The sequence below is a fragment of the [Collinsella] massiliensis genome, assembly GCF_002161605.1.
Classification (GTDB): domain Bacteria; phylum Actinomycetota; class Coriobacteriia; order Coriobacteriales; family Coriobacteriaceae; genus Enorma.
The window spans coordinates 1-25,903 of sequence record NZ_NFIE01000019.1; the positions used below are offsets into that span (position 1 = coordinate 1).

Sequence of the window (25,903 nt, forward strand, 5' to 3'; positions counted from 1 at the left end):
CCGCGAACAGGTCCGCGGCGAGCGACCTCGCCGCGCGCCCGTGCCCGTACCGTAGGTCGATGGACATGAGAATGCCCCCCATCTCTCGGACCTCCATTTCCGTGTCCAAGAAACGGGGGGCGGTTCAAAACGAACCCGTCCCCAATGACTCAGTGCAAGAGGATGCGGCAACTGGGTATAACGTGACCGACTTATATGGCACCGTGCCCGCAGCGAACGCGATCGGGCGCGACGCAACCGTTCCAAGGAGGAACCATGGCCGCAGTACAAGAGGTCAACGCCACCAATTTCGATAGCCTGCTTCAGGAGCAGCTCCCCGTCCTCGTCGACTTCTGGGCACCGTGGTGCGGCCCGTGCCGCATGGTGTCGCCCATCGTCGACCAGCTCGCCGAGGAGCTCGCCGGCCGCCTCGTCGTCGCCAAGTGCAACGTCGACGAGAACCAGGACATCTCCATGCGCTACGGCGTCATGTCCATCCCGACCCTCGTCATCCTGAAGAACGGCCAGGAAGTCCACCGCATCGTGGGCGCGATGCCGAAGCCGAAACTCAAAGAGGAGATCGAGCGAGCGCTGTAAGCTCGGCGCGACCGAACGGTGCCGCGTGAACCGCGCGGCGCGAAGCGCGCTGCACCGGCGCGCGTAGTACACTAGAGCCCCGGGGACACCGGGGCTCTTTTCATATGCACCGCACACCCATCTCGCTGGGAGGACGATATGCACGACGTCGGCATGAACATGAGCCAGCTCTCGATGAGCGTGAAGCACATCGACGACACCATCGCGCTCGCGCGCGCGTGGAGCCACGACCTCTACCATGCGACCGAGGCCTTCGACATGGAGCGCATCGACGAGAAGCTCGAGGCGGCGATGGCGGCGCTCGACGAGGCGCGGGCAGCGCTCGCCGGCTATGACGAGGCAATCGAGGCCGACCACAACGCCGTCGGCTCCGTGCGGCTGGTGTAGACCGTGGGCAAGCGTTCCTGCCCGGGCGACCTCGCCCGCTTCTCCGTCGCCGTCCCGGAAGACCTGCTCGCAGCCTTCGACGACCTGCTCGCCCGGCGCGGCGACGACGCGAACCGCTCGAGCGCCATCCGCGACCTCATGCGCGCGGCGCTCGTCGAGGAGGCGCTCAAGACGCCCGATGCCGAGGTCATCGGGTCGCTCACCATGATCTACGACCACCACACGGGCGACCTCACGCGCCGGCTCGACGAGGTGCAGCACGACTACACGGCAGAGATCGTCTCGACCATGCACGTGCACCTCGACCATCACAACTGCCTGGAGATCCTCGCGCTGCGCGGCACCGGGGCGCGCATCTACGAGCTCGCCGACCGTCTGCTCTCCCTGCGCGGGGTGCGCCATGGCAAGCTCACCTGCTCCGCGACGGAAACGAGCCTAGAGCTCTAGCGGGACAGCGGCATGCGACGCATCCAGATCCACATACGCGGCATCGTCCAGGGCGTGGGCATGCGGCCGTTCGTGTACCGTGAGGCGGTGGCGGCGGGCGTAGGCGGTTGGGTGCTCAACGCAGGAGACGGCGTGCACATCGAGGCGGAGGGCGACGACGCCGCGCTCGACACGTTCCTGCGCGCGCTCCGCGACCGGGCGCCGGCTGCCGCGCGCATCGACGGCATCGAGGTGCGGCAGGTCGACGCGGGCGACGGCGCGCCGGAGGACGGCCGTCCCGCCGTGCCCGGGTTCCGCATCGTCGCCTCGGACGACACCACCGCGCGCACGACCCTCGTCTCGCCCGACATCGCCACCTGCCCCGACTGCCTGCGCGAGCTCTTCGACCCAGAGGACCGCAGGTACCACTACCCGTTCATCAACTGCACGAACTGCGGGCCGCGCTTCACCATCATCCGCGCGCTGCCCTACGACCGCCCCGCGACCTCCATGTCCGCGTTCCCCATGTGCCCCGACTGCGCACGCGAGTACGCCGACCCGCTCGACCGGCGCTTCCACGCGCAGCCGGACGCCTGCTTCGCCTGCGGGCCGCACATCACCTGGCACGAGCGCGGGATGTCCGACGCGCGCACCGGGTCCACGCGCGAAGCGAGCGATGCGATCATCGAGCGCTGCGCCGAGCTCATCGCGGCGGGCGGCATCGTGGCGGTCAAGGGGCTCGGCGGGTTCCACCTCGCCTGCGACGCAGGCAACGACCAGGCCGTGCGGGAGCTGCGCACGCGGAAGCGCCGCCCGCGCAAGCCGTTCGCAGTCATGATGGCGAGCCTTGCGGATGTCGAGGGAATGTGCACGGCGCGGGATGCGGAGCGCGAGCTACTGCAGGGCAGCGTGCGCCCGATCGTGCTCGTGCGGCACGTCGCCGGCTGCGCCCCGTCCGTCGCCTTCGACCTGCCCGAGCTCGGCGTCATGCTCCCCTACACGCCGCTTCAGCACCTCCTGCTCGCCGCTTGCGCCCGGCGCGGCGTGCGCGCGCTCGTCATGACGAGCGGCAACGTGAGCGGCGAGCCCATCGAGACCGACGATGCGCGCGCGTGGGAGCGCCTGGTCGAAGGGGGCATCGCCGACGCGCTCCTGGGCAACGACCGCGCCATCCTCGCGCGCTACGACGACTCCGTCGCACGCGTCGACGCCCGGGGGGCCGCGCGCCTCGTGCGCCGTGCGCGCGGCTACGCGCCGCAGCCGCTTACGCTCCCCACCTGCGGAGATGACGCGCTCCCGACGATCCTCGTGTGCGGGGCGGAGCAGAAGGCGACCCTCGCCCTCACGCGCGAACAGGCGGACGGGGCGGCGCTCTGCTTCCTCTCGCAGCACATCGGCGATGTCGAGCACGCGAGCTCCCTTGCCGCCTGGCACGAGGCCCGCGAACGCATGGAAGGCCTCTTCGACCTTGCGCCGCGCGCACTCGCCTGCGACCGGCACCCCACCTACCTCACGGCGCGCTGGGCGCGCGACGAGGCACAACGGCTTGGAGTTCCACTCATCGAGGTTCAGCACCACCACGCGCACATCGCCGCAGCGATCGCCGAGGCGGCGGCATACGACGGCCTCGACGCGCGCGAACCCGTGGTGGGCATCGCCTTCGACGGAACCGGGGCGGGCACGGACGGCACCGTCTGGGGTGGCGAATTCCTCGTCGCGACCCTGACCGGCTTCGAGCGCGCCGCGCACCTTGCGACCATGCCGCTTCCCGGCGGGGCCGCCGCCATCCGCGACCCGCGGCGCTGCGCCTACGCCCTGCTCTGGCAGCATAATCTGCTCGGGCACCCCGGGGCGGCGCGGCTGCTCGATAGCTTGGGGGGCGGGGCCGCCTCCATCATGGACACCATGCTCGAGCGCGGCATCAACAGCCCGCTCACAAGCAGCATGGGGCGCTTCCTCGACGCCTGCGCCGCGCTCCTGGGCATCTGCGAGCGCGCGAGCTACGACGGTGAGCCCGCCATCGAGCTCGAGGCGGCGGCCGTGCGCGCCGCGGACGCCGGTGCGGGGCAAGAATTTCGCGACGCGTCGCGAAAATTGGTGGCGAAATTCAGATATGCACGATGCGGAACCGCTTCCGAGGCGGTTCGGAGCGACGGTGAGGACGGAAGGCCAGAGAAACCCCAGGATTCCTGTGACCGGGATCGGGCGAGCGTCCGTTCGGAACGGCCAAACGCCGGCTCTGGGGTCGCTGAATCGTGCATATCTGAATTTCACCACCACATTTTGCCGCCGGAGGAGAAAAACTTGGTCGCGCGGCACGGCGGGACCCCGCTTGCGCCCGTCATCATCGACCCGTCGCCGCTTCTCACCGCCCTGCTCGACGGCATCGCGGCCGGAGAGGCCGCCGAGGTGCTCGCACTGCAGGTGCACGACGCCCTCGCACGCATGGCGGCCGAGGTCGCCGGTGCGATCGCGCGGGCACGCGGCATCGACACGGTCGCGCTCGGCGGCGGGGTCTTCATGAACCGTCTGCTCCTCGAGCAGACCCGCGGCCTGCTCGAGGCGGAAAGCCTGCAGGTCATCGTCCCGCAGCGCATCCCCATCAACGACGGCGGCATCGCGTACGGGCAGGCCGCCGTAGCCCGCGCGCGGCTCGCAGCGCGGCTAGACGGAACGTCTGTGTAGATAGCCTTGCAACCACCCCCGCATTTGCCCTTCTGCTACGTGCGGGGTACCATCTGTGACGATGTGCGGCGTGGCACCCAGCGCCGCGCGCACCCAGATGAAGGAGCAGCCATGTGCCTTGCGATACCCGGACAGATCGTGGAGATGCAGCCCGACGGCGCGACGATCGACACGCTCGGCGTGCGTAAACGGATATCGCTCGCGCTCACGCCGTCCGCTCAGGTAGGCGACTGGGTGCTCGTGCACGCCGGCTTCGCCATCGAGGTCGTCGACGCCGACGAGGCCGCGCAGACCATCGAGATCGTCCGCGAGCTCGGCGAGCTGGCAACCGAGGAGCTCGCGGCGAGCACCGCGGAAACCGAAGCCGTCCGCTCATGACGCGTGCGCTCGACCTCGACGCTTTCCGCGATCCCGCCCTCGCGCGCGAACTCATCGAGCGCATCGCGGGCATCGTCGGCGACCGCCCCATCAAGCTCATGGAGGTCTGCGGGACGCACACCATGAGTATCGGTCGCTACGGCTTCCGCTCGATCCTCCCGAAGAGCCTCCAGCTGCTCTCTGGTCCCGGCTGCCCGGTATGCGTGACCGCCAACCGCGACATCGACCACGCCATCGCGCTCGCCCGGCTCGACGGTGCGTGCATCGCCACCTTCGGCGACATGGTGCGCGTGCCCGGCAGCACGTCGTCGCTCGCCGCGGAGAAATCGGCCGGGGCGGACGTGCGCATCGTGTACTCGCCGCTCGATGCGGTCGACCTCGCCGCGCGCAACCCGGAGCTCCAGGTCATCTTCATGGGCGTCGGCTTCGAGACCACCGCGCCCCTCATCGCCGCGAGCATCGTCGCCGCCTCCGAGCGCGGCCTGTCCAACTTCTCCGTGCTCTGCCTGCACAAGACGACGCCGGCGGCACTGCGCGCCATCGCGGGCGACCCGGCGTGCGCCGTCGACGGCTTCATCCTGCCCGGCCACGTCTCCACCATCACGGGCACGGCCCCGTTCCGCTTCCTCGTCGACGAGTTCGCCACCCCCGGCGTCGTGACCGGCTTCGAGCCCGTCGACATCCTCGAGGGCATCGCGCTCCTCGCCGAGATGGTGGTGGACGGCACCCCGCGCATCGCGAACGCCTACCGCCGCGGCGCGCGCGACGGGGGCAACCCCGTGGCCCGGCAGCTCTGCGCGCGCGTCTTCGAGCCGGCCGACGCCACCTGGCGCGGACTCGGCGCGCTTCCGGCCTCCGGCCTGCGCATCCGCGACGACTTCGCCGCCTTCGACGCCGCCCGGCGCTTCCCCGTCGACATCGAGCCCACGCGCGAGCCGCGCGGCTGCCGCTGCGGCGACGTCCTGCGCGGCGTGATGGCGCCCTCCGCCTGCCCGCTCTTCGGCCGCGCCTGCACCCCGGAGCACCCGGTCGGCCCCTGCATGGTCTCGAGCGAGGGCAGCTGCGCCGCCTACTTCCGCTACCGATGATAAAATGGTGTCTGACACCTTTTTATCACTGAAGGGATCCGACATGGTATCCAACGCGACGGTCCAGCTCGGCCACGGGTCGGGCGGCACCATGATGCGACGCCTCATCGACGAGGTGTTCCTCGAGGCGTTCGACGCGCCCGAGCTGCACGCGGGCGACGACGCCGGCATCGCGCCGCTGCCGCCCACGGGGCGCATCGCGCTTTCCACCGACACGTTCGTCGTGACGCCGCACACCTTCCCCGGCGGGGACATCGGCCGGCTCGCCGTGTGCGGGACGGTGAACGACGTGGCGACCTCGGGCGCGCGCGTGCGCTACCTCTCGTGCGGCTTCGTGATCGAGGAGGGCTTCCCCCTCGACGACCTGCGGCGCATCTGCGCGAGCATGGCGGCGGCCGCGCGCGAGGCACACGTCGCGATCATCACGGGCGATACGAAGGTCGTCGAGCGCGGAGGCGCCGATGGCATCTACATCAACACGGCAGGCGTGGGCGAGGTCCCCGAGGGCGTGACGCTCTCGGGCGCGGCGTGCCGGCCCGGCGACGCGGTGCTCGTCTCGGGCACGCTCGGCGACCACGGCATCGCGGTGATGAGCGTGCGCGAGGGCCTCGCCTTCTCCACGGACATCGAGAGCGATGCCGCGCCGCTCAACGGCCTTATCGCCGACGTGCTCGCCGCCGCGCCGCACACCCGCTGCTTCCGCGACCCCACGCGTGGCGGCCTGGCGAGCACGCTCAACGAGTTCGTCACCGCGAGCGGGGTAGAAATCGAGCTCGACGAGGCAGCGATCCCCGTGCGGCCCGCGGTGCGCGCCGCCTGCGACATGCTGGGCTACGACCCCCTGCAGGTAGCGAACGAAGGGAAGATGGTCGCCGTCGTGCCCGCCGACGAGGCCGAGCCCGCGCTCGCGGCCATGCGCGCGAACCGCTACGGGGCGGACGCGGCGATCATCGGGACGGTTCGCGAGGCCGCGCCGACCGGTCCCGCCGTGCTCGTGCGCACGCCCTGGGGCTCGTCGCGGATCCTCGACATGCTCGTGGGCGAGCAGCTGCCCCGCATCTGCTAGAACCCGCGAGCGCCGGATCGTCCGAACCCGTCCCAGACCCCGCCTCTGACCCCCCATGAACCGCAAGGAGCCTTCCGTGGCAGAACCCGCCTTCACGCATATCATCTTCGACCTCGACGGCACGATCCTGGACACGCTCGAGGACCTCGCGCTCGCCTGCAACCACGTGTGCGAGGCGCGCGGCTGGCCCACGTTCCCGCTCGATGCGTACCGCTTCAAGGTGGGCAACGGCATGCGCAAGCTCGTCGAGCGCATCATCCCCGCCGAGTATTACGGGGACGGCGCCGTCTACGAGCAGGCCCTCGCCGAGTTCCGCACCCGCTACGCCGCGCACAAGGAGGACCACACCACCCCCTACCCCGATATCATCGCGGTGCTCGACGCCCTGCGCGCGGCCGGCATCGAGCTCGCCGTCCTCACGAACAAGGACCACGACGCCGCCTGCCCCCTCGTCGAGCGGTATTTCGGCGACCGCTTCGCCCTCGTGCAGGGGGCGACGGCGGCGTTCCCGCCCAAGCCCGCCGCACCGGTCACCCTGCACGTCATCGAGGCGCTCGGCGCGGACCCCGCGACCACCCTCTTCGTGGGCGATAGCGACGTCGACGTGGAGACGGGGCACAACGCCGGCCTCCGCGTGGCGGGCGCCGTCTGGGGCTTCCGGGGAGCGGCGCAGCTCGAGGCCGCGGGGGCGGACTACCTCGCCCGCACGCCCCGCGACCTCCTCGCGATCGCCGGGGTATAGCGCAGCCGGCGGCTCACGGGTGACCGGGCTGCCGGGCGATTCGCGGAAAGGGCTGCCGGGCGAACCGTCAGCCGCGTGACCGCCGCACCCGGCCGCTAGTACCCCAGCATGCCCTCGATCGCGTGCTCCGAGCTCGAATCCATCCACCACACGCCGCCGCTGTCCTGCGTGAACGTGAGCGTCGCCTCGGTGGTCTTCGGTTCGCCCGCGGCGATGACGTCGAGCATCATCGCGCCCGCCTGCCGGTAGGCCTCGTCCTCGGTCATGGTCGTGGTATCGATCGAGGCCGCCCACGCGTCGAACTCGTCCTGGAACGCCGCCATGATGTCCGCGTACGACTTGATGGTGACCGACACCTCGACGCTCGCGGTATCGCCGTCGACTGTCACGTCGCCCACCTCGTACGCATAGCCGTCCAGATAGGCGTCGGCGAACTCGTCGGCCGTGATGCCCAGCTGGTCGAGCTCCGAGCTTGAGCCGCTCTCGAGGCCCATGATGAAGCCGTTGCGCATGTCGTCGTCGGCCTTGAAGTAGGTGTCGACGTCCGAGACGATGAGCTCCTCGTCGGAGGGCAGGTAGGCCGCGAAGACCGCGTCCTGCAGCTCGTCGCCGTCCGCCTTCCAGGTGGAGCCATCGCGCGTGTACGTGAGCTCGAGCGTCGTCTCCTGGGGCTCGCCGGGGTCGTCCGCCTCGCCCTCGTGGTGCTCGATGAACGAGATGAGCGGGGCGTGCGTGATCGTGGCGGTCGCGGTCGCCGTGGCGCCGTCGTCGGAGACCACGACGTCATCGACGGTGTACGAGGTATCCTCGAGCCACGCCTCGTACGCGCTCGAGCTGGGGTACGGGTAGGCCGCGAGGCCGGAGAGCACGTCGTCCGCTTCGGAGAGGAGCCGATCGCCGTCGCCCGTCGAGGGATCCGAGTAGGCGGCGAGGTGCTCGTCGAGGTCCTCCCGGATGACCTCCTCCGGGCCGGTGGCGAAGAAGTTCTGGTAGACGAGGTACCCGCCCGCGCCGATGACCGCGACGAGCGCGATGATGCCGACGACGATCGCCGCCACCTTGGCCTTGCCGCCCCGCTTCTTCGGCGGCTGCGGGGCGGGCGCGTCGGTCGCGGGCTGCGGCGGAACCTGCGCAGGCGGGGTGGCCGCGGGCTGCGGCGGCACCTGGGCGGGCGGGACGGTCGAGGCCTGCCCGGCGGCCCAGGACGCGGGCCGTGCCGGTGCCGCCGCCGGCGCGGGCGCCGCTTCCGGCACCGGCGCGGCGCTCGTCATCGGCGCTCCACCCTGGCCCGCGCCGTCGCCCGCCGCGTCCCCGACGGGCATCCCGCACCGCGTGCAGAACCGCGTTCCCTCCGGCAGGTTCGCCCCGCAATTCGTGCAAAACATCAGTCCACCCCGCTCTCCAGATAGCGAAGCGCCCCACACCAGGGCGGGGCGCAACGCGTGTCGTCTCGGCAGCGCGCAGCCGCCGTATCCGTGTCGTCTGCCTACGCTACGCCAAAACCACCGACGAGAGCTCCATCTCCGAGCTGGAGTCCATCTCCCAGTCACCATCGGAGTTCTTCGTGTAGTTCACCTCGACGGTCGTGGAAGTAGGCTCGGCGCTGTTCGTCGCGTCGAGGAGCATCTGACCGGCCTGCTTGTAGATCTCGTCCTGGCTCGAGAGCGTGTTCGGGTCGACGCTGTACGCCCAGTCGTAGAAGTCGTTTTGGAACGTGGTCATGATGTCGGTGTACGACTTGATGGTGATGGTGAGCTCGGCCGTCGCGGTGTCGCCGTCGACGGTGATGTCGCCGATCTCGTACCCGAAGCCGTCAAGGTAGGCGGCGGCGAACTCATCAGCCGTGATGCCGAGCTGGTCGAGGTCCTCGCCGGCCGAGGACTCGAGCCCCTCGACGAAGGCCTCGTCCGCGACGTCGACCTCGCCCATGTAGCTCTCGAGGTTCTCGCGGATCAGGTCCTCCGCGGGCGCCCCGCCGCACCCACCGAGCACGAGGGTGAGCATGCAGGCGATCGCCACGACCGGAGCGAGCAGGATGCGCTTCTTCATCGGTTCCTCCCAACGCAGCTGTGAAGCGCGGCAGCACGCGCTTCTCTTCATGATGTCTCCATACTATCCGAACGCGCCGGCAAAAGCGTGCGCGGCGTGACATGTTTCGGTAAGCGTTCGGAAACGGCGCGCACAAGGCCGCCCGCGGCTACGCCTTCACGCCGTACTGCTCGTAGTAGGCGTCGAGCGCTGCCTTCGTCGCGTCGTCGATGACCACGCGGCCGTCGATCTCGTGGTTGTAGAGCACCTCCGTGACCTCGGCCATACTCACGATGCTCGCCACGGGGAAGCCGTACTTCTCCTGGATCTCCTGCTGCGCGGTCACGACGCCGCCCTTGCCCACCTCCATGCGGTTGAGGCTCACGATGAGGCCCTTGACCTCGACGTCCGCCGCCGCCTTCAGGACGGGGTAGGTCTCGTCGATGGACTTGCCGGAGGTCGTGACGTCCTCGACCATGACCACGCGGTCGCCGTCGTGGAGCTCGGCGCCCAGCAGGTTGCCCGCGTCCGCGCCGTGGTCCTTGACCTCCTTGCGGTTGGAGCAGTAGCGCACCTCCTTGCCGTACAGCTCAAAGAGCGCGATGGCCGTGACCACCGACAGCGGGATGCCCTTGTAGGCCGGGCCGAACACGATGTCGAAATCGAGGCCGAAGTTATCGTGGATGGCGCGGGCGTAGTATTCGCCGAGGCGCTTGAGCTGCTCGCCCGTCACGTAGGCGCCGGCATTCATGAAGAACGGCGAGGTGCGGCCGCTCTTGAGCGTGAACTCGCCGAACTTGAGCACGTCGGATTCGACCATGAACGTGATGAAATCCTGCTTGTACTGTTCCATGGGATTCCCTTCCCCCGCTACCTTCTCGGTTGCCCCCATTCTACATGAGACGCCGCGCGCGCCGTCGGTCGAGCCATTGGGGACGGGTTCGTTTGACTCGCCGAGCCATTGGGGACGGGTTCAAATGACTCAGTGAGTCAAACGAGCACGTCCCCATTGACTCAATGAGTCATTTGAACCCGTCCCCAATGGCTCATTCGAAAGTCCTATCCGTAAACCATCGCTCTGTTGTATACTGAAAGCGCAGGTAGATGCACGTTTTTAAGCACAAGGAAACGAAGATTTCCGAAAGCCCAGAGACGAGCGTTCGAAATCAAAACCCGTTGCGGCGGGTTACGCAGGAGCGGCCGCCCAGGCCGCCGCATCATCGAGGAGGATCCATGGCACAAGCCACCGCGCGCACCTTCATCACGCCCCATCACATCATCTACGGCCCCGACGCCCTCGCCGAGGCGTCCGCGCTCATCGCGACCCTCGGCTCGCGCGCGCTCATCGTCACCGACGCCATGATGGGCAAGCTCGGCAACCTCGCGCGCGTCACCGACATGCTCGACGGCATCGGCGTGACGTACCACGTCTACGACGAGGTGAACTCCGAGCCCGTCGACACGATGGTCGCCGCGGGCGTCGAGCGCTACCAGCAGGAGGGCTGCGACTTCATGATCGCGCTCGGCGGTGGTTCGCCCATCGACACCATGAAGGCCATCGCGATGTGCGTCTCGAGCGGCCGCGACATCGACTCGTTCCTGGGCGAGGGCTTCTCCGGCCCCGTCTGCCCCATGGTCGCCATCCCCACCACGGCGGGCACGGGCTCCGAGGCCACGCAGTTCACCATCATCACGAACACGCAGGCCGACGTGAAGATGCTCATCGCCGGCGCGCCGCTCATCCCCGAGGTCGCCATCGTCGACCCCGCGTTCACCCTCACCGCGCCCGCGAGCGTCACGAGCGCCACGGGTCTCGACGCGCTCTGCCACGCCATCGAGTCCTACACGTCGCGCAAAGCGCAGCCGCTCTCGCAGACGTTCTCGCTCTCCGCGGCGAAGCGCATCTTCGAGAACCTCGCCACGTGCGTGAGCGACCCCGGCAACGTCGAGGCGCGCACGCAGATGTCCATCGCCGCCACCGAGGCGGGCATCGCGTTCAACAACGCGTCCGTGACCATCATCCACGGCATGTCGCGGCCCATCGGCGCGCTGTTCCACGTGCCGCACGGCCTTTCGAACGCCATGCTCATGGAGGCCTGCTTCGACTTCGCGCTCGACGGCGCCTACGACCGCTTCGCCGAGGTCGCGCGCTACTGCGGCCTGAGCACCGCCGAGGACGACCGCACCGCCGCCGAGGACCTCATGGCCGCGATCCGCGCGCTGCTCGCCGAGCTCAAGGTGCCCACGCTCGAGGAGTTCGGCGTCGAGCGCGCCGCCTTCCACGCGGCGATCGAGAAGATGGCCTCCGACGCGCAGGCGAGCGGCAGCCCCGCGAACACCATCAAGCCCGTCACCGTCGAGGACATGCAGGCGCTGTACCGCAAGGTGTACGCGTAGTCCCTGGCGGAGAGCCTTGCCCCCAGCCCGGTCGGACTGGGGGCAGGCATCTGCTAGAGCGCGTCCACGATCTTCTTCGCGAGCTCCGCGTACTCCCCGTCCGTGAGCGTCACGCGGCCGGGGTTCATGGCAAACACATCGCCGAACTCGAAGGAATCGCTCGCGTACTTGGGCACCAGGTGGAAATGCAGGTGGTGCATCGTATCGCCGTACGCGCCGAAATTGATCTTATCCGGCGAGAAGGCCTTGTGCAGCGCCGCCGCGACATGGCGGACGTCCGCCATGAACGCCGTGGACTCCTCCTCCGTGAGGTCGCTGATGTCATCGACATGCCGCTTCGACGCGACGATGCAGCGGCCGGGATGGCTCTGCTCCTTGAAGAGGATGAGGCGGCTCGCCGGGAGGTCGCACACGGGGATGCCGAACGCCCCCACCAGCTCGTCGTTCTCGCCAATCATGCAATACGCGCAGTCGGTATGTGCCATGCTCTTCCCCTTTCGCGAGCGGCGCGCGCCATGCCGGCGCACGTCCAGCGCCCGGCAGCACGCACCCCTATTGATGCACCCCAGTATACCCGCGCGCTCTACTTCACGTTCCCGCGCGCCATCATGTCCTCGAGCGTCTGCGGGCGGTCGAACGTGTTGGGGTCGCCGCTGATCTGACCCTCCGGGCAGTCGAGCGCGTCGAAGGCCGCCATCTCGGCATCGGTGAGCTCGAAGCCGAACACGTCGAGGTTCTCGCGCATGCGCTCGGCGTGCGTCGACTTCGGGATGATGACGTGGCCCTTCTGGATGTGCCAGCGCAGCACCGCCTGCGCGCAGGTCACGCCGTGCGCGGCGGCCGCGGCGCGCGCGGGCTCGCTCTCGATGTCGCTGCCGCGCCCGAGCGGCGAGTACGCTTCCACCACCACGCCGAGCTCGCGGCAGAGCGCGTCGAGCTCGGGGCGCCAGAACGCCGGGTGCGACTCCACCTGGTTCACCGCGGGCACCACGCCCGTCTCGTCGACGAGGCGGCGCAGGTGGTCGGGCAGGAAGTTGCACACGCCGATCGAGCCCACGAGCCCCTCATCGACGAGCTTGCGCATGGCGCGCCACGTCTCCACGTAGCGGTCCTGCGTGGGCACGGGCCAGTGGATGAGGTAGAGGTCGATGCGGTCGAGGCCGAGGTCCTTGAGCGACGTCTCGCAGGCGCGCAGGGCGTTGTCGTAGCCCTGGTCGGCGTTGCGGAGCTTCGTCACGGTGTAGACGCTGTCGACCATGCCCGTCGCGCGGAGCGCCGCGCCCACGCCGGCCTCGTTGGCGTAGGCGGAGGCCGTGTCGATGTGGCGGTACCCGATCTCGAGCGCCTCCTCCACCGCGCGCTGCGTATCGGCCGGGTCGATCTTGAACGTGCCGAACCCCGCCTGCGGGATCTGGCTGCCATCGTTCAGCGTGATGGTGGGGACGCTCGCGTCGAATGTCTTTGCCATGCGATCTTCCTTCCTCGTGCGTCATAAAGGGACGGGTTCATAACGTTACATTTTGCTACATTTGGGGACAGGCTCTGGCCGAGCCGGGCGCCGGATGCGCCGGACGCCGCACACCGTGCACCCACGCCCTGGCGCCCGCCGCCCCGCTAGAGCGTGACGCCATCCTTCCAGATGGCGATCCCGCGGTAGCCGCGCCGCTCGCTCACGGTCCGCTCGCCCTCGGCGAACGCGATCACGCGGCGGAACAGGTCGGAGGCCGCCTCGTCGATCGTGCGCTCGCCATCGGCCACCACGCCGGCGTTGAAGTCCATCCAGCCGGGCTTGCGCTGCGCGAGCGCCGTGTTCGTGAACACCTTGCACGTGGGAACAGCGCTGCCGAACGGCGTGCCGCGCCCCGTGGAGAAGAGCACGATGTTCGCGCCCGCCGCGGCGAGCGCCGTCGCGGAGACGAGATCGTTGCCCGGGCCGCACAGGAGGTTCAGCCCGCGTGTGCGCACGCGGTCGCCGTAGCCGAGCACGCCGTCGATGGGCGCGGCGCCGCCCTTCTGCACGCAGCCGCAGCTCTTGTCCTCAAGCGTGGTGATGCCGCCCGCCTTGTTGCCGGGGCTCGGGTTCTCATACACCACCTCGCCGTGGCGGATGAAGTAGTCCTTGAAGCCGTTGAGCATCGCCGCCGCCTCGTCGAACACCGCGCGCGTGCGGCAACGCGAAAGCAGGATGTCCTCCGCGCCGAACATCTCGGGCACCTCGGTGAGGATGGAGGTGCCGCCGCGCGCGACGAGCATATCGGACACGCGGCCGATCACCGGGTTCGCCGTGATGCCGGAAAGGCCGTCCGAGCCGCCGCACTTCATGCCGATGACGAGCTCGCTCACGGGCACGGGCTCGCGCGTGAAGCCCGCGGCGTAGCCGATGAGCTCGCCCAGGATCGCGCGGCCGGCGGCCATCTCATCCTCCACGTCCTGGCAGGTCAGGAAGCGCACGCGCGCCGGGTCGTAGTCGCCCAGCTCCGCCACGAACTGCTCGTGCGTGAGGTTCTCGCAGCCGAGCCCCAGCACGAGCACGCCGCCCGCGTTGGGATGGTGCGCGAGCGCGGCCAGGAGCTTGCGCGTCTGGGCGTGGTCCGCGCCCGTCTGGCTGCAGCCGAAGGGGTGCGCAAAGGCCACGACGCCGTCCACGGAGCCGTGCACGAGGTCGGCCGCATCGGCGGCGAGCGCCGCGGCCACCTCGTTCACGCAGCCCACCGTGGGCAGGATCCATACCTCGTTGCGGATGCCCACGCGGCCGTCCGGGCGGCGGAAGGCCCGCATGGTCTCGGGCTCGACCGGCTCGAGGTCGCGCACGGCGGGCTCGTAGGCGTAGGCGACCTCGCCGGAGAGGTTCGTCGTCATGCGCTCTGTGTGCACGTGCTCGCCCGGCGCGATATCGCAGGTCGCGTGGCCGATGGGCAGGCCGTACTTCACCACGTCGTCGCCGGCGGCGAGCGCGCGCACGGCCATCTTGTGGCCCTGTGGGATCTCCTCGGCAACCGTCACCGCGCCCGAGTCCTCGACGTCGAGCACCTCGCCCGCCGCGAGCGGGCGCAGCACCACGACCACGTTGTCCTTCGGGTTGATGCGAACGATCGCCTGCATGGAGACCTCACTCTCGATGTAACAAACCCCCTGGGGTTATTTTGCACGGGCTACTGGGCGGATGCGAACGCAGCCTTCGCGCCGTCGGCGCGGATGGTCGCGAGCGCGGCGGCGACCGCCTCCTCGAGCCCGGCGACCGCGCGCAGGTCCTGGCCCCACATCTGCTCGCAGCCGAGCACCTCGCCCACGAGCTCGCCGTCCGCCATGCCCGCGCGCTCGGCGTAGAAGTCGAGCACCCAGGCATCGTCCTGCGCGGTGTACGCGGTGCCGTCCGCGCGGCGCAGGTGCAGGCCGTCGTCGTCGCGGCCCTCGAAGCCGGTGGTGTAGAACGCGATGAGCGCGGCGAGGCTCACGGTGAGGCAACGCGGCAGCTCACCGGTCTTCTCCACGTAGTCGAGCAGCGTGGGCAGGTCGCGCGCGCGCCACTTCGCGGTCGAGTTCAGGCAGATGGAGAGCAGCTGGTGGTCGATGAACGGGTTGTCGAAGCGGTCCTGGACGGCCGCGGCGAAGGCGCGCAGGTCGGCCTCGTCGAGCTCGGCCGAGAGCGTGGGGATGACCTCCTGCTCGAGCAGCCGGTTCATGAAGCCGCGCACCACGTCGTCGTGCATGCAGTCGCGCACGATGTCGAAGCCCGCGAGCCACGCGCCCGGCACGAAACCGGTGTGCGCGCCGTTCAGGATGCGGACCTTGCGCTTCTTGTAGGGCGTCACGTCCGGCGTCACGAACGCGCCGGGCAGCTCGGCCTGGATGAACGGCAGCTTCTGGGCGAGCGCGTCGTCGCCCTGGATGCCCCACATCTGGAAGGGCTCGCGCACGGCGAGGAACGGGTCGTCGTAGCCCAGGCGCTCGGCCACCTGCGCGGCCTCGGCCGCATCGCGGATGCGCCCGGGGACGATGGTGTCAACGAGCGTCGTGCAGAACGTGCAATCCTGGGTGAGCCAGGCGTCGAAGGCGTCCTCCCAGCCCCAGTCGGCCACGTGCTGGCGCACGATGCGCAGCAGCTCGGCGCCGTTGTTGTCGATGAGCTCGCAGGAAAGCACGATCACGCCCGGCTTGCCCGCCGCCCAGCGCGCGTGCAGCACCTGCGCGAGCTTCGCCGGGAAGCTCGCCGGCGGCTCGTCCGTGGGCTGGCAGGAGGGGTCGTAGGCGATGCCCGCCTCGGTGGTGTTCGAGACGATGATCTCGAGGTCGTCCGAGACGGCGACCTCCATCAGGGCGCGGTAGTCGTCCTTGCGGTACGGATTGATGCAGCGGCTGCAGCTCGACACGAGGCGCGCCTCGTCCATCTCGACGCCGTCCTGCTTGCCGCGCATGAGCACGGTGTAGAGGCAATCCTGGTCGTTGATGCCGTCGGCGAAGCCATAGGCGCCGTCGATGGGCTGCACCATGACGATCTTGCCGTTCCAGCCCGTCGCCTCGTTCGCGAGGTCGAAGTAGCGGTCGACGAACGCGCGCAGAAAGTTGCCCTCGCCGAACTGCAGCACCTTCTCGGGCGCGTCCTTCGGCAGCACGTACCCCTCGTACCCGATCTTCTCCAACGTCGCGTAGCTCAGCGTGTCCACGGTGTCTTCCTTTCTATCCTTTTCCCGCACGGGGTGCGGGCGCAGCTTCGGTCGGGGCGGTCCGCCTGCCCCGGGGCGGCCGGATGAGTCAATCGAACCCGTCCCCAATGACTCGGTGAGTCAATTGAACCCGTCCCCAATGACTCAGACGCCGCTCTCGCGGTGGGCGGCGGCGACGCGCTCCGCCCATTCGGCCAGGCGGTCGGGGTGGAACGTGTAGTTGTCGTCCGTGTCATAGCTATCGAGCAGCGCCATGTCCTCGGCCGAGAGCTCGAAGTCGAAGACCTCGCTGTTCGACTTGATGCGCGCGGGCTTCGTGGACTTCGGCATGGTGATGAAGCCCTTCTGCAGCGCCCAGCGCACGCACACCTGGCCCGCGTCCTTGCCCAGGCGCTCCGCGAGGGCGATCACGTGCTCGTCGCGCATGAGGCGGCCGCGGCCCAGCGGCGCCCACGCCTCGAGCTGGATGCCGCGCTCCTCGCACCAGGCGACCGTCTCACGCTGTTGGTAGGTGGGGTTGAGCTCGATCTGGTCCACCATGGGCATGATGCGCGCGTGGCGCTCGAGCGTCTCCAGATGGTGCACGAGGAAGTTCGACACGCCGATCGCGCGCACGCGGCCCGCCTCGTAGAGCTCCTCGAAGGCGCGCCAGGTCTCGGCGATGATCTCCTCCCAGCGGTCCTCGGTGCCGGCGACCTTCGGCCAGTGGATGAGGTAGAGGTCGAGGTAATCGGTGCCCAGGTCGGAGAGGGTGCGGTCGAAGGCGGCGAGCGTCTTCTCATAGCCCTGCTCGGTGTTCTTGAGCTTGCTCGTGATGAACACCTCGTTGCGCGGGATGCCGCTCTCGGCGAGCACGCGGCCCACCATGTCCTCGTTGTTGTAGTTCGCCGCGCCGTCGATGTGGCGGAACCCCAGATCGAGCGCCGTGCGCACCGCGGCGGCGCCCTCCTCGTCGTTGGGGATCATGTACGTGCCGAACCCCAGGCACGGCACCTCGACCCCGTTGCGCAGCACGTAGCGGTCGCACTTCCCCGTGAACTCCACCTGCGGCAGCGCGCGGCTCGCGGGCGTGGTAACGGGATAGATCGTCTTACTGGGCATGGGCAGCCATCTCCTTGAACGTCTCGAATGCCTTCATCATATCCGCCTCGGACACCGCGCCCTCGGGCTTCTCGGCCAGATGGTCCACGAGCGCATCGACCGTGAGCACGGTGTAGGAGCACGCGACACCGCTCGTGTCGGTGCCCGCGTTGAACGCGATGATGTACTCCACGGGCGCGCCCTTCAAAAAGCCGTCGAGCAGCTTCTTCTGGCGGCGCACGTAGGTCACGGGCGAGGGCAGGGCGTAGCGCTTGCCGTCGCGCTCGACCGTCCAGCTGCCGGTGTCCTTGCCGGCCACCGCGCCCGACGTCGCGACTGCGCAGATGGCCGCGTGCCCGCGCGTGGAGAACACCGTCGCGAACGTCGCGGCGATGCGCCCCTGGCCGTCGCGGTAGGCGTTGTACACGATGCGGTGCGGCCCGATACGCTCCTGCAGGTAGTTCGACCTCGACAGGTCGCGCTGCATGCTCATGCGCCAGAAGTACTCGAGGTAGCTGCTGAAGAGCTGCTGGTAGAGCGTGCCCTTGTACGAGCTGTAGCCCGTGAACGCCCGAAAGCCCATGATGAGCACGAACACGACGACGATCGCGCCGATGAGGATATCCATGCCTGCCTCCCGTCTATTCCGCCGCCGCGGCGCCCCGGGCGGAGCCGAACGCCGCGCGCTGGAACCGCTCCGCGAAGAGGCGGTTCATGACGTTGATGAACTTCCCCAGGAACAGCGCCGCGATGATGGTCGTGATGCCGAACGCGTCGATGGTGTGGAGCACCGTCCACGAGAGGACGAGCGCCACCACCACGTGGCTCGTGTCGAAGACCACCTTCACATCGCCGAAGCGCCGGCGCAGCCGCTCCGCGACCACCTGCACGAGGCCGTCCGGCGCGTTGGGCACGACGCCCATGTTCACCACGAGGCTCACGCCGAACGCCACGAGCGCGAGCGACGCCACCATCGTGGCCACCTTCGCGGGCAGCCCCACCGGGTGGAAGGGCATGACGGCCATGAAGAAGTCCGTGAAGATGCCGATGACCGCCGAGAAGAAGACCTCGAGCAGGATGCGTGGCTGGAACTGGCGGCGCAGGATGAGCGCCTGCGCCACGATGTAGGTGCAGTAGCTCGCCGTGATCATGAAGCCGAGCGTCATGCCCGTGATATCGGCCAGGACCTGCGCGAAGCAGGTGAGCGAGGCCACACCCAGGCCGGACTCGGTCTGCACGACCATGCCGAGGGCGAGCACCACCACGCCGGCGAGGTACATCGCCAGGCGGAGCGCCGTGCGGCGCCAGTCAACCGCGGCGCCGTCGGGCGCCATCACGAGCAGGGGTCTCATGCACGCGCCACCATCTCGCCGAACTGCGCCTTCTCCTCGACGATGAACGCCTCGACCTCGGCGGGGCCGGGCAGCGCGTCGGAGCAGTTGTTCGCGCGCACCATCATGGACGCCTCGGCCGAGCCGAACTCCAGGCAGCGCAGGATATCCCAGCCCTGGAAGAGGCCGTAGATGAAGCCCGAGCCGTAGCCGTCACCGCCGCCGAAGCCCTTGCGCGCCGTGACGGGGAACGGCTTGATGGAGAACTTCTCGCCGTCGTCGCAATAGGCGGTCGAGCCCTGCATGCCGTGCTTGATGACCACGATCTTGGCGTGCTTCCCCTGCCAGTAGGCGGCGCTCTCCTCGTCGGACATGCCGGGCTTCACGAGCCGCTCGGTGAGGTCGAATTCCTCGCGCGAACCCATGATGATGTCGGCCTGGCCGGCGAGGGCGGAGTAGTAGATGGAGATCTCGTCCGCGTTCTTCCAGTTGTAGGCGCGGTAGTCGATGTCGAAGATGAGCGGCGTGCCCACCTGGCGCGCGAGCATCGCGGCCTTGAGGGCGGCCTCGCGGCTCGGGCTCTCGGCGAGCGCCGTGCCGGAGATGAGGATGCACTTGGCCGAGGCGATGTAGTCCGCGTCCACGTCGTCCACCGAAAGCTGCAGGTCCGCGATGGCGTTGCGGTACATGAGGATGCTCGACTCGCTGGGGCTCAGCATCTCGGTGAAGGTGAGGCCGAGCTTCTCGCCGCCCGTGCAGCGGGTGATGTGGCTCGTGTCGATGCCCTCGCGCTCGAAGTACTCGGTCACGAAATCGCCGAACTGGTCGTCGGAGACCTTGGCGATGAAGCCCGCCTTGAGGCCGTGGTGCGTCACGCCCACCGCGATGTTCGCCGGGGAGCCGCCCACGTACTTCTCGAAGTAGTGGACGTCCTTGAGCGGCTTGAACTCCTCCTTCACGACGTCGGAGTACGCCGGGTTGAAGTCGATGGCCACGCGGCCGAGCAGCACGATGTCGAGCGGCCGGGACGGATCGAAGTCGATGTAGGCCATAGCCAGTTCCTTTCTCACGATGGGTTGGTTGGGGACGTGTTCCTTTCAACCCATTCGGCTCGTCGTCGTGTTCCATGCATGCGCGAATGGGTTGAAAGGAACACGTCCCCAACCAACCCCCTCAGCCGAAGGGGATGAACACGAGGACGAGCGCCACCGCCACGAAGGCGATGCCGAGGGTGCGCGCGAGGTTCTCCTGCCTGCTGTAGGGCTCCGTCGAGCGCGGGGCGCCCACGCGGCGGGTGTACGACATCTTCACCCAGGTGATGAGGGCGAGGCCGATGATGACGCACACGATCTGGATGTACTCGGAAACCTGCACGGGCGCTCCCTTCCACATCGGGGCAGGCCGGACGCGCTCACCCGGCGCCTGCTCCCCTCTCTCGCCTAGTCGCGCGGCACCTGCGGCGCGGGCGCGGCGGGCACGTCGCACGCATCCGAGACCGCTTCGAGCTTCACGATGGCGTCCCAGATGCGCTCGCGCGTGACCGGGTACGGCACGTGCTCGAGCTCCTGGTTGACCTCCGTGGCGGCGAGTACCCCGGTGAAGTCGTCCTCGAGCGTGAGGCCGAGATCCGCCAGGCGCGTGGGCAGGCCGAGCGCACGGTACGTGCGCAGCAGCTCCTGCAAGGCCTCGTCCTGCCCGTCCATGGCGAGCTGCACGAGCACGCCATAGGAGACGACCTCGCCGTGCAGGTGGTCGCGCTCCACGGAGGGGATCGTCGTGAGGCCGTAGAAGAGCGCGTGGGCGAGCGCGCTGTTGTAGTCGACACCCACGAGGCCGGACACGAGCCCGGTGCTCACGATGATGTTGAGCGCCGCGTGCTCCAGGTCGGCGCTCACGCGGTTGGCGACGCAGTCGGCGAGCGCGGCCGCGGCGTGGGCGAGGAGCGGGCCTGCGCACATGCACGAGATGGCCTGGCCGAGCACCGGCGCGTACGCGGGGCTATCGCCGCGCATGGAGAACGTGACCTCGTGGTACTTGGCGATGGTGTCACCGATGCCCGCCCAGAGGTACACCTCGGGCGCCTCGGCGATGATCTGCGTATCGATGAAGCAGTGCGCCGGCGGCACGTGGAGCTGCACGATCTCGAGGAAGCTGCCGTCGTCGTTGTACATGATGGAGATGCAGCTCACGGGCGAGCAGTTCGAGGCGATGGTCGGGAACGTGTAGAGCGGCTTGCCCAGGCGGTGCGCGAGGATCTTGCACGTGTCGACGGCCTTGCCGCCGCCCATGGCGAAGATGGCGTCCGCCGCCTGCACCGCGGGCTCGGCCGCCAGGCGGTCGACCTGCGCATACGTCGCCTCGCCGCCGAACCAGAACGAGCCCGTGATGCGCACGTCCGTGCCCTCGACCGCGCGCTTAAGCCGCTCGAGGCCGGCGGCCATGGCGCGCTCGCCGCCCACGACCACCGCGTTCGCGGCGCCGATCACCTGGGGAACCGCTGCGTACGCCTCCGTTCCCACCGTGTAGCTCGGCAAGCATTGCGTTGTGAATCCGGCCATCGCGAACCTCCTTCATGAGCCACCGGAACGGGCGCGCCCCCGCATCTACCGCCGGGGCGAGACCCTGGGGCGACGCGCGCGTCCCCGTAGCTCACGTTCGTTCCTCACGTTCAAAACGGAGGGCGCCGCCCAGTGGAAGCGCCCTCCGAAACCATTCGACCTTCTCGCGAACGCGGCGCGTTACGCGGCGAACTCACGCACGAGCGCCTCGAGCTCGGCGTCCTGGCAGTTGGCGTAGAAGCAATCCAGGAAGGCCGGGGTGAGGGCGGTCTTGACCATCTCGGGGTCGAGGGCGCGGATGATCTCGGGCAGCGGCTTGGCGACGCGCTTCTTCACGTCGTCGAGCAGGCGCACGTTCTTGTTCTGGGACTCCTTGCGGTCCGCCGGGTAACCCATGCCCTTCGGCGAGCCGAACGCGCGGGTGAAGATGTTCTCGAGGTTGAGCTCAGCGCCCCAACCGAAGCCCTTGGCGTAGGGGATGGAGAGGGCGTTGCCGTCGTTGATCTGCAGGAAGAGGTAGGCGTCCGTGGGCTCGATGCAGTAGCCGCACACGACGCCGGGGTACATGTTGCAGCTCATGAGCGCGCCCTGGCCGGTGCCGCAGCCGGTGACCACGAAGTCGACGGCCTTGGAGTTGAGGAGCAGCGCGGCCTGGATGCCGATGTGCAGGTAGGTGAGGCGCGGGTTCTCCTCGGTGTAGTCGGTCGGGAGGTCGTTGGGGTTATCGACCTGCTGCATGCCGGTGTTGTAGACGGTGTGGCCCATGGGCTCGACGACCTTCTTGAGCTGACCCAAGATGATGTCGTTCTTCGACGCCTGCGAGAATTCCTGGATGAGGGCGATCTTCATGAGATCCATCTCCTTCTCTTCGTTGGTACACGTCTTGGAGGCGCTGCGCCTCCCGGGAATGGACGGTGGGTTGGTTGGATGGGTTGGTTGGGGACGTGTTCCGTTCAACCCATTCGGATAAGCATTCGCGTTCCGTTTGGAAGGCGAATGGGTTGAAAGGAACACGTCCCCAACCAACCCATCCCCCCAGCCGCTCGTCAGCCGTTCGTCCGCTCCCGGGAGGCGGCTCGCTGGGGACTGCGAGCCGCCTTCGATATGCTGCTACTCCTTGGAGCCGTTATCGACGTCCTCGAAGGTGTAGCGGTCATTCGAGCCGATGGTGTGGATGTAGTCCTTCACGAACTGCTTCACACCGGCCTCGGCCGCCATCTCCATGGTGAGGTAATCCGCCTTCGGATCCTCCTCGAGCTTGGCGAGCACCGCGGCCTTCGCGGCTGCGAACGCGTCGGTAGCGACGTTGATCTTGTTGATGCCGCCGGCGACGGCCTTCTTGAGGTTCTCCTCGCCGGAGCCGGAGCCGCCGTGCAGCACGAGCGGCATCTTGAGCGCGGCCTTGAGCTCGGCCAGACGCTCGAAGTCGAGCTTCGGGACGAAGCCCTCGGGGTACTTGCCATGGGCGGTGCCGATGGCCACCGCGAGGGCGTCCACGCCCGTCTCCTCGACGAACTTCACGGCCTGCTCCACGTTGGTGTACATGTCGTCCGTGCGGCCGTCACCGTCCGCCGCCTGGCCCACGTGGCCGAGCTCGGCCTCGACGGAGATGCCCATGCCATGGGCGAGCGCCACGACGGTCTTGGTGCGGGCGACGTTCTCCTCATAGGGCAGCGACGAGGCGTCGATCATGACGTTCGTGAACCCGGCCTGCATGGCGCGGATCTCGTCCTCGAGCTTCCCGCCATGATCGAGGTTCAGGGCCACGGGCACGGTCGCGCGCTCGGCGATGACCTTCACGAGCGGCACGATATCCTCCATGTGGGCGAGCTTGGACATCTGGCCCACGCCCATCTGGACGATGATCGGGGAGCGCTCCTCCTCCGCGGCGGTGATGACGGCACGCACCATCTCCATGTTGACGCTGTTGACGGCCATGACGCCATAGTTGTGCTCATTGGCGTGATCAAGGATGGCCTTCATCGTAACGAGCATTGCTTCTAACCTCTTTCAGACCTTGTTTCCCTCAGCAAACCCAGAAGAGCCAGGCGACGGGCGCCGCCTGGCTCGAACGAGGACGACTTAGAAGTCGATGTCCATCTCGACGATCTCTTCCTCTTCTTCCTCGGCCTCAGTCGGCTTCTGCTTGATGATGGCGTAGATGATGCCGGTCGCGAGCGAGCCGGCGACCAGGGCCACGACGGCCCAGACCGGATTCACCATCGCGGGGAAGACGAAGATGCCGCCGTGGCCAGCCACGGACTCGACGCCCATGCCGACCGCGATGGCGCCGGCGAGGCCGGAACCGATCATGGAAGCGGGGATGAAGCGCACGGGGTCGGCGGCGGCGAAGGGCAGCACGCCCTCGGTGATGAAGCACAGGCCCATGGGGAAGGCGGTGATGGCGGTGTCGCGCTCGGTGGTGGTGAACTTGTTGCGCGCGACGAGCGACGCGACGAAGGCACCGATCGGGGGCGTCATGCCGCCGATGATCTTAGCGGACATAGGACCGTAGATACCGTCCGCGCCGAGGGCGTTCGCGGCCATGGAAGCGGTCTTGTTGATGGGGCCGCCCATGTCGAAGCCCATGCAGGCGCCGATGACGGCACCGATGATGGCCTTGGAGCCGCCGTTGAGCGAGATGATCCAGTTCTGGAAGACATCCATGATCCAGGCGAGCGGCTGCATGAACACGCAGAGGAACAGCATGCCGCACACGAAGGTGGTAAGCACCGGCATGATGAGCACCGGCATGAGGCCCTGGCCCCACTTGGGGAGCTTCCAGGTCTTCATCCAGAGCAGGAAGTAGCCGATGACGAAGCCCATGAGCAGGCCGCCCAGGAAGCCGGCCTTGGACATGGTGCAGACGTAGCCGATGATGAAGCCGGGGACGATGCCGGGGCGCTCAGCGATGGCGTAGGCCATGTAGGCGCACAGGATCGCGACGGCGAAGTTCATGGCATAGCTGGAGAGCATGTTGACGCCCCACCAGAAGCCGCCCCAGGTGAAGGGCTCCATGCCGGAGAACGGCGTGGCCCAGGAACTGGAGACCTCGGCGTAGAAGTCGCCGACCAGGTAGCCGCCGAAGCCCTTCGCGAGAGCTCCGAGGATACCGCCGGCAACGACCATGGGGATCATGTAGGAGATGCCCGTCATGACCGTCTGCATAACGCCGACCTTCTTAATCTGTGCCATGGAACTCCCTCCTTTCTTGTTCTATGCGGGTTCCCCCGCTTGAGCCATTTGGCTCGGAATACCGTTTGGTGGGTGAAGCGGCCTACTGGGCCAGCTTCTTCTCGATGGTCGCGATGAGGCTCTTCGGGTTCTTCATCGCGGTGCTGATCGGGATATCGACAACGCGCTTGCCCTTGAAGCGATCCTTCGGCACCTCGATGTCGTGAGCGATGATCACGACGTCCGCGGCCTCGATCTCCTCGGGCGTGAGGACGTTGTCCGCGCCGATGGAGCCCTGCGTCTCGATCTTGCACTCGTGGCCGGCAGCCTCAGCGGCGTCCTTGATCTTCTGGGCGACGATGTAGGTGTGCGCGATGCCAGCGGTGCAGGCGGTAACGCCAACGATCTTCATGGTTCCCTCCTCTTCAAACTCCGTTGGGGTCTTTCCCCTCCTCGGTGCGCGGCTCATCCGCGCACCCTATCTCGCGGCGAGCTCCCCTACTCAGCCGTAAGAATCGAAATGATGTCCGCCGGGGTCTCGGCGTGCTGCAGCTTCTCGACGAGCGCGTCGCTGCCGATCTTGCCGGCGAGCTGGGCGAGCAGGCGCAGGTGGGTCTGCTCGAAGCCCTTGTCGTTCGAGACGCAGAACAGGAAGAACAGGTTGACCGGCTCGTCGTCGTAGCTCTCCCACTCCACCATGTGGTCGGAGCGGCCGATGGCGATGGTGTTCTGCAGGACGGCGCCGCTCTTGCCGTGCGGGATGGCGACGTGGTTGCCGGCACCGGTGATACCCATGGACTCGCGGACGTAGATGTCCTTCACGAATTGATCGATATCGGAGATGTAGCCGCCGTCGAGAAGAAGCTGCGCCAGCTCGTGCAGGACCTCATCCTTCGTCGTGCCCTTCACATCCAGGCTGATGATGTCCTCGTGCAAGACCTCGCTCAGTTCCATATGTCTCCCTTCGTCAATCCGGAGGCCCATGCCGCCGGTTTTTACATACCTGTAATACGACGATTGCGCGGAGCGCGAAAGGTGCGCGTCGGCGAGCGTTGGCATTTCGAACGTAAACGGTATCTCATTTCACGTAAATTGAAAAGCCCTTGATTCCCGCCCGCCTACTGTCGTATTGTTTTCGCAGGTAATAGCCTATATTTTTAGAAACTATAGAAAGGGTGCGAAGCAAAAAGGTCTTAATGTAGTTTTCGTTTTTACATTTTATGCAAAGTATTTGACTTCTACACCATAATTTTTCTTCGTTTTTCTTCGATATAGGCGATTTGCTACGGTAAACGGTGAGAAACGGTTGCGAACGGGAAAGGA

The 25,903-nt window shown here is 67.8% G+C and carries 27 protein-coding genes; 9 read left to right on the top strand and 18 right to left on the bottom strand.

Translation table 11 applies throughout. The features are described 5' to 3' along the window. Positions 1–255: 255 nt before the first annotated feature. The 8 genes from trxA (at position 256) to B5G02_RS08115 (ending at position 7,348) form a co-directional block, all read left to right on the top strand. The gene (gene trxA / locus B5G02_RS08080) at positions 256–576 is read left to right on the top strand and encodes a thioredoxin (protein ID WP_019239863.1); all 321 of its coding nucleotides are present in this window, start codon (positions 256–258) and stop codon (positions 574–576) included. Between the two features lie 138 nt (positions 577–714). Next, complete coding sequence (locus B5G02_RS08085; protein WP_019239864.1) at positions 715–963, top strand: hypothetical protein; 249 nt, start codon at positions 715–717, stop codon at positions 961–963. Positions 964–966: 3 nt separating this feature from the next. Beyond that, positions 967–1,410, top strand: a complete 444-nt coding sequence (gene nikR, locus B5G02_RS08090) for a nickel-responsive transcriptional regulator NikR (RefSeq protein WP_019239865.1) — start codon at positions 967–969, stop codon at positions 1,408–1,410. A gap of 12 nt (positions 1,411–1,422) precedes the next feature. Next, positions 1,423–4,074, top strand: a complete 2,652-nt coding sequence (gene hypF, locus B5G02_RS08095) for a carbamoyltransferase HypF (RefSeq protein ID WP_019239866.1) — start codon at positions 1,423–1,425, stop codon at positions 4,072–4,074. A gap of 111 nt (positions 4,075–4,185) precedes the next feature. After that, positions 4,186–4,452, top strand: a complete 267-nt coding sequence (locus B5G02_RS08100) for a HypC/HybG/HupF family hydrogenase formation chaperone (RefSeq protein WP_019239867.1) — start codon at positions 4,186–4,188, stop codon at positions 4,450–4,452. After that, positions 4,449–5,540: a hydrogenase formation protein HypD gene (gene hypD / locus B5G02_RS08105; RefSeq protein ID WP_094335854.1), complete on the top strand. Its 1,092-nt coding sequence runs from the start codon at positions 4,449–4,451 to the stop codon at positions 5,538–5,540. Before B5G02_RS08100 ends, hypD begins: the two co-directional genes overlap by 4 nt. Before the next feature lie 43 nt (positions 5,541–5,583). Further along, a complete protein-coding gene (gene hypE, locus B5G02_RS08110; protein WP_019239869.1) occupies positions 5,584–6,606 on the top strand; it encodes a hydrogenase expression/formation protein HypE in 1,023 nt (340 codons plus the stop codon). A 76-nt stretch (positions 6,607–6,682) separates the two neighbouring features. Then, entirely contained in the window at positions 6,683–7,348 is a 666-nt protein-coding gene (locus B5G02_RS08115; protein WP_094335855.1) for an HAD family hydrolase, read from the top strand. Positions 7,349–7,443: 95 nt separating this feature from the next. Here B5G02_RS08115 and B5G02_RS08120 read toward each other — a convergent pair whose 3' ends face one another. From B5G02_RS08120 to pyrE, 3 genes are all read right to left on the bottom strand, one after another. Continuing rightward, positions 7,444–8,733: a zinc-ribbon domain-containing protein gene (locus B5G02_RS08120; protein ID WP_162609760.1), complete on the bottom strand. Its 1,290-nt coding sequence runs from the start codon at positions 8,731–8,733 to the stop codon at positions 7,444–7,446. A 106-nt stretch (positions 8,734–8,839) separates the two neighbouring features. Then, positions 8,840–9,397: a DUF5105 domain-containing protein gene (locus tag B5G02_RS08125; protein WP_094335857.1), complete on the bottom strand. Its 558-nt coding sequence runs from the start codon at positions 9,395–9,397 to the stop codon at positions 8,840–8,842. Positions 9,398–9,545: 148 nt separating this feature from the next. Then, a complete protein-coding gene (gene pyrE / locus B5G02_RS08130; RefSeq protein WP_094335858.1) occupies positions 9,546–10,229 on the bottom strand; it encodes an orotate phosphoribosyltransferase in 684 nt (227 codons plus the stop codon). Positions 10,230–10,609: 380 nt separating this feature from the next. On the opposite strand from pyrE, the gene B5G02_RS08135 reads away from it, so the two are divergent. Continuing rightward, positions 10,610–11,773: an iron-containing alcohol dehydrogenase gene (locus B5G02_RS08135; protein ID WP_094335859.1), complete on the top strand. Its 1,164-nt coding sequence runs from the start codon at positions 10,610–10,612 to the stop codon at positions 11,771–11,773. A gap of 53 nt (positions 11,774–11,826) precedes the next feature. Here the strand turns inward: B5G02_RS08135 and B5G02_RS08140 are convergent, their stop codons facing one another. The 15 genes from B5G02_RS08140 to B5G02_RS08210 all read right to left on the bottom strand — a co-directional run bounded on the left by B5G02_RS08140 (position 11,827) and on the right by B5G02_RS08210 (position 25,534). Beyond that, positions 11,827–12,258, bottom strand: a complete 432-nt coding sequence (locus B5G02_RS08140) for an HIT family protein (RefSeq protein ID WP_094335860.1) — start codon at positions 12,256–12,258, stop codon at positions 11,827–11,829. A gap of 98 nt (positions 12,259–12,356) precedes the next feature. After that, positions 12,357–13,241: an aldo/keto reductase gene (locus B5G02_RS08145; RefSeq protein ID WP_094335861.1), complete on the bottom strand. Its 885-nt coding sequence runs from the start codon at positions 13,239–13,241 to the stop codon at positions 12,357–12,359. Between the two features lie 146 nt (positions 13,242–13,387). Beyond that, positions 13,388–14,875 (bottom strand): UxaA family hydrolase, encoded by a 1,488-nt coding sequence (locus B5G02_RS08150; protein WP_094335862.1) that lies wholly within the window; start codon positions 14,873–14,875, stop codon positions 13,388–13,390. A 50-nt stretch (positions 14,876–14,925) separates the two neighbouring features. Beyond that, on the bottom strand, positions 14,926–16,437 hold the full coding sequence (locus B5G02_RS08155; RefSeq protein ID WP_094335863.1) for a tagaturonate reductase: 1,512 nt from the start codon (positions 16,435–16,437) through the stop codon (positions 14,926–14,928). Between the two features lie 144 nt (positions 16,438–16,581). Next, the gene (locus tag B5G02_RS08160) at positions 16,582–17,538 is read right to left on the bottom strand and encodes an aldo/keto reductase (protein WP_094335864.1); all 957 of its coding nucleotides are present in this window, start codon (positions 17,536–17,538) and stop codon (positions 16,582–16,584) included. After that, a complete protein-coding gene (locus tag B5G02_RS08165) occupies positions 17,528–18,145 on the bottom strand; it encodes a hypothetical protein (protein WP_094335865.1) in 618 nt (205 codons plus the stop codon). The genes B5G02_RS08160 and B5G02_RS08165 overlap by 11 nt, the downstream gene beginning before the upstream one ends. Before the next feature lie 13 nt (positions 18,146–18,158). Then, entirely contained in the window at positions 18,159–18,869 is a 711-nt protein-coding gene (locus B5G02_RS08170; RefSeq protein WP_094335866.1) for a YczE/YyaS/YitT family protein, read from the bottom strand. Further along, positions 18,866–19,900 carry a 5-dehydro-2-deoxygluconokinase gene (gene iolC / locus B5G02_RS08175; protein WP_094335867.1) on the bottom strand — a complete coding sequence of 345 codons (1,035 nt, stop codon included), beginning with the start codon at positions 19,898–19,900 and terminating at the stop codon, positions 18,866–18,868. The genes B5G02_RS08170 and iolC overlap by 4 nt, the downstream gene beginning before the upstream one ends. 121 nt (positions 19,901–20,021) lie before the next feature. Continuing rightward, a complete protein-coding gene (locus B5G02_RS08180) occupies positions 20,022–20,222 on the bottom strand; it encodes a hypothetical protein (protein WP_019239883.1) in 201 nt (66 codons plus the stop codon). A 65-nt stretch (positions 20,223–20,287) separates the two neighbouring features. Then, positions 20,288–21,406 (bottom strand): iron-containing alcohol dehydrogenase family protein, encoded by a 1,119-nt coding sequence (locus tag B5G02_RS08185; protein WP_094335868.1) that lies wholly within the window; start codon positions 21,404–21,406, stop codon positions 20,288–20,290. A gap of 180 nt (positions 21,407–21,586) precedes the next feature. Next, positions 21,587–22,264 carry an RpiB/LacA/LacB family sugar-phosphate isomerase gene (locus B5G02_RS08190; RefSeq protein ID WP_019239885.1) on the bottom strand — a complete coding sequence of 226 codons (678 nt, stop codon included), beginning with the start codon at positions 22,262–22,264 and terminating at the stop codon, positions 21,587–21,589. Between the two features lie 252 nt (positions 22,265–22,516). Continuing rightward, entirely contained in the window at positions 22,517–23,401 is an 885-nt protein-coding gene (locus B5G02_RS08195) for a class II fructose-bisphosphate aldolase (RefSeq protein ID WP_019239886.1), read from the bottom strand. An 87-nt stretch (positions 23,402–23,488) separates the two neighbouring features. Continuing rightward, on the bottom strand, positions 23,489–24,601 hold the full coding sequence (locus B5G02_RS08200) for a PTS fructose transporter subunit IIC (protein WP_094335869.1): 1,113 nt from the start codon (positions 24,599–24,601) through the stop codon (positions 23,489–23,491). 82 nt (positions 24,602–24,683) lie between these two features. Beyond that, positions 24,684–24,992: a PTS fructose transporter subunit IIB gene (locus B5G02_RS08205; RefSeq protein ID WP_019239888.1), complete on the bottom strand. Its 309-nt coding sequence runs from the start codon at positions 24,990–24,992 to the stop codon at positions 24,684–24,686. Between the two features lie 86 nt (positions 24,993–25,078). Beyond that, positions 25,079–25,534: a PTS sugar transporter subunit IIA gene (locus B5G02_RS08210; RefSeq protein WP_019239889.1), complete on the bottom strand. Its 456-nt coding sequence runs from the start codon at positions 25,532–25,534 to the stop codon at positions 25,079–25,081. Positions 25,535–25,903 lie beyond the last annotated feature (369 nt).

Coding starts and splice junctions, on each gene's coding strand:
- B5G02_RS08185 (WP_094335868.1), bottom strand. CDS start 21,406: ATGGCCGGATTCACAACGCAATGCTTGCCGAGCTACACGGTGGGAACG.
- B5G02_RS08140 (WP_094335860.1), bottom strand. CDS start 12,258: ATGGCACATACCGACTGCGCGTATTGCATGATTGGCGAGAACGACGAG.
- iolC (WP_094335867.1), bottom strand. CDS start 19,900: ATGGCCTACATCGACTTCGATCCGTCCCGGCCGCTCGACATCGTGCTG.
- B5G02_RS08145 (WP_094335861.1), bottom strand. CDS start 13,241: ATGGCAAAGACATTCGACGCGAGCGTCCCCACCATCACGCTGAACGAT.
- B5G02_RS08150 (WP_094335862.1), bottom strand. CDS start 14,875: ATGCAGGCGATCGTTCGCATCAACCCGAAGGACAACGTGGTCGTGGTG.
- B5G02_RS08205 (WP_019239888.1), bottom strand. CDS start 24,992: ATGAAGATCGTTGGCGTTACCGCCTGCACCGCTGGCATCGCGCACACC.
- B5G02_RS08165 (WP_094335865.1), bottom strand. CDS start 18,145: ATGGATATCCTCATCGGCGCGATCGTCGTCGTGTTCGTGCTCATCATG.
- B5G02_RS08190 (WP_019239885.1), bottom strand. CDS start 22,264: ATGGATCTCATGAAGATCGCCCTCATCCAGGAATTCTCGCAGGCGTCG.
- trxA (WP_019239863.1), top strand. CDS start 256: ATGGCCGCAGTACAAGAGGTCAACGCCACCAATTTCGATAGCCTGCTT.
- B5G02_RS08170 (WP_094335866.1), bottom strand. CDS start 18,869: ATGAGACCCCTGCTCGTGATGGCGCCCGACGGCGCCGCGGTTGACTGG.
- hypF (WP_019239866.1), top strand. CDS start 1,423: ATGCGACGCATCCAGATCCACATACGCGGCATCGTCCAGGGCGTGGGC.
- pyrE (WP_094335858.1), bottom strand. CDS start 10,229: ATGGAACAGTACAAGCAGGATTTCATCACGTTCATGGTCGAATCCGAC.
- B5G02_RS08135 (WP_094335859.1), top strand. CDS start 10,610: ATGGCACAAGCCACCGCGCGCACCTTCATCACGCCCCATCACATCATC.
- B5G02_RS08195 (WP_019239886.1), bottom strand. CDS start 23,401: ATGCTCGTTACGATGAAGGCCATCCTTGATCACGCCAATGAGCACAAC.
- B5G02_RS08085 (WP_019239864.1), top strand. CDS start 715: ATGCACGACGTCGGCATGAACATGAGCCAGCTCTCGATGAGCGTGAAG.
- B5G02_RS08125 (WP_094335857.1), bottom strand. CDS start 9,397: ATGAAGAAGCGCATCCTGCTCGCTCCGGTCGTGGCGATCGCCTGCATG.
- B5G02_RS08120 (WP_162609760.1), bottom strand. CDS start 8,733: ATGTTTTGCACGAATTGCGGGGCGAACCTGCCGGAGGGAACGCGGTTC.
- B5G02_RS08200 (WP_094335869.1), bottom strand. CDS start 24,601: ATGGCACAGATTAAGAAGGTCGGCGTTATGCAGACGGTCATGACGGGC.
- B5G02_RS08100 (WP_019239867.1), top strand. CDS start 4,186: ATGTGCCTTGCGATACCCGGACAGATCGTGGAGATGCAGCCCGACGGC.
- hypE (WP_019239869.1), top strand. CDS start 5,584: ATGGTATCCAACGCGACGGTCCAGCTCGGCCACGGGTCGGGCGGCACC.
- B5G02_RS08210 (WP_019239889.1), bottom strand. CDS start 25,534: ATGGAACTGAGCGAGGTCTTGCACGAGGACATCATCAGCCTGGATGTG.
- B5G02_RS08160 (WP_094335864.1), bottom strand. CDS start 17,538: ATGCCCAGTAAGACGATCTATCCCGTTACCACGCCCGCGAGCCGCGCG.
- hypD (WP_094335854.1), top strand. CDS start 4,449: ATGACGCGTGCGCTCGACCTCGACGCTTTCCGCGATCCCGCCCTCGCG.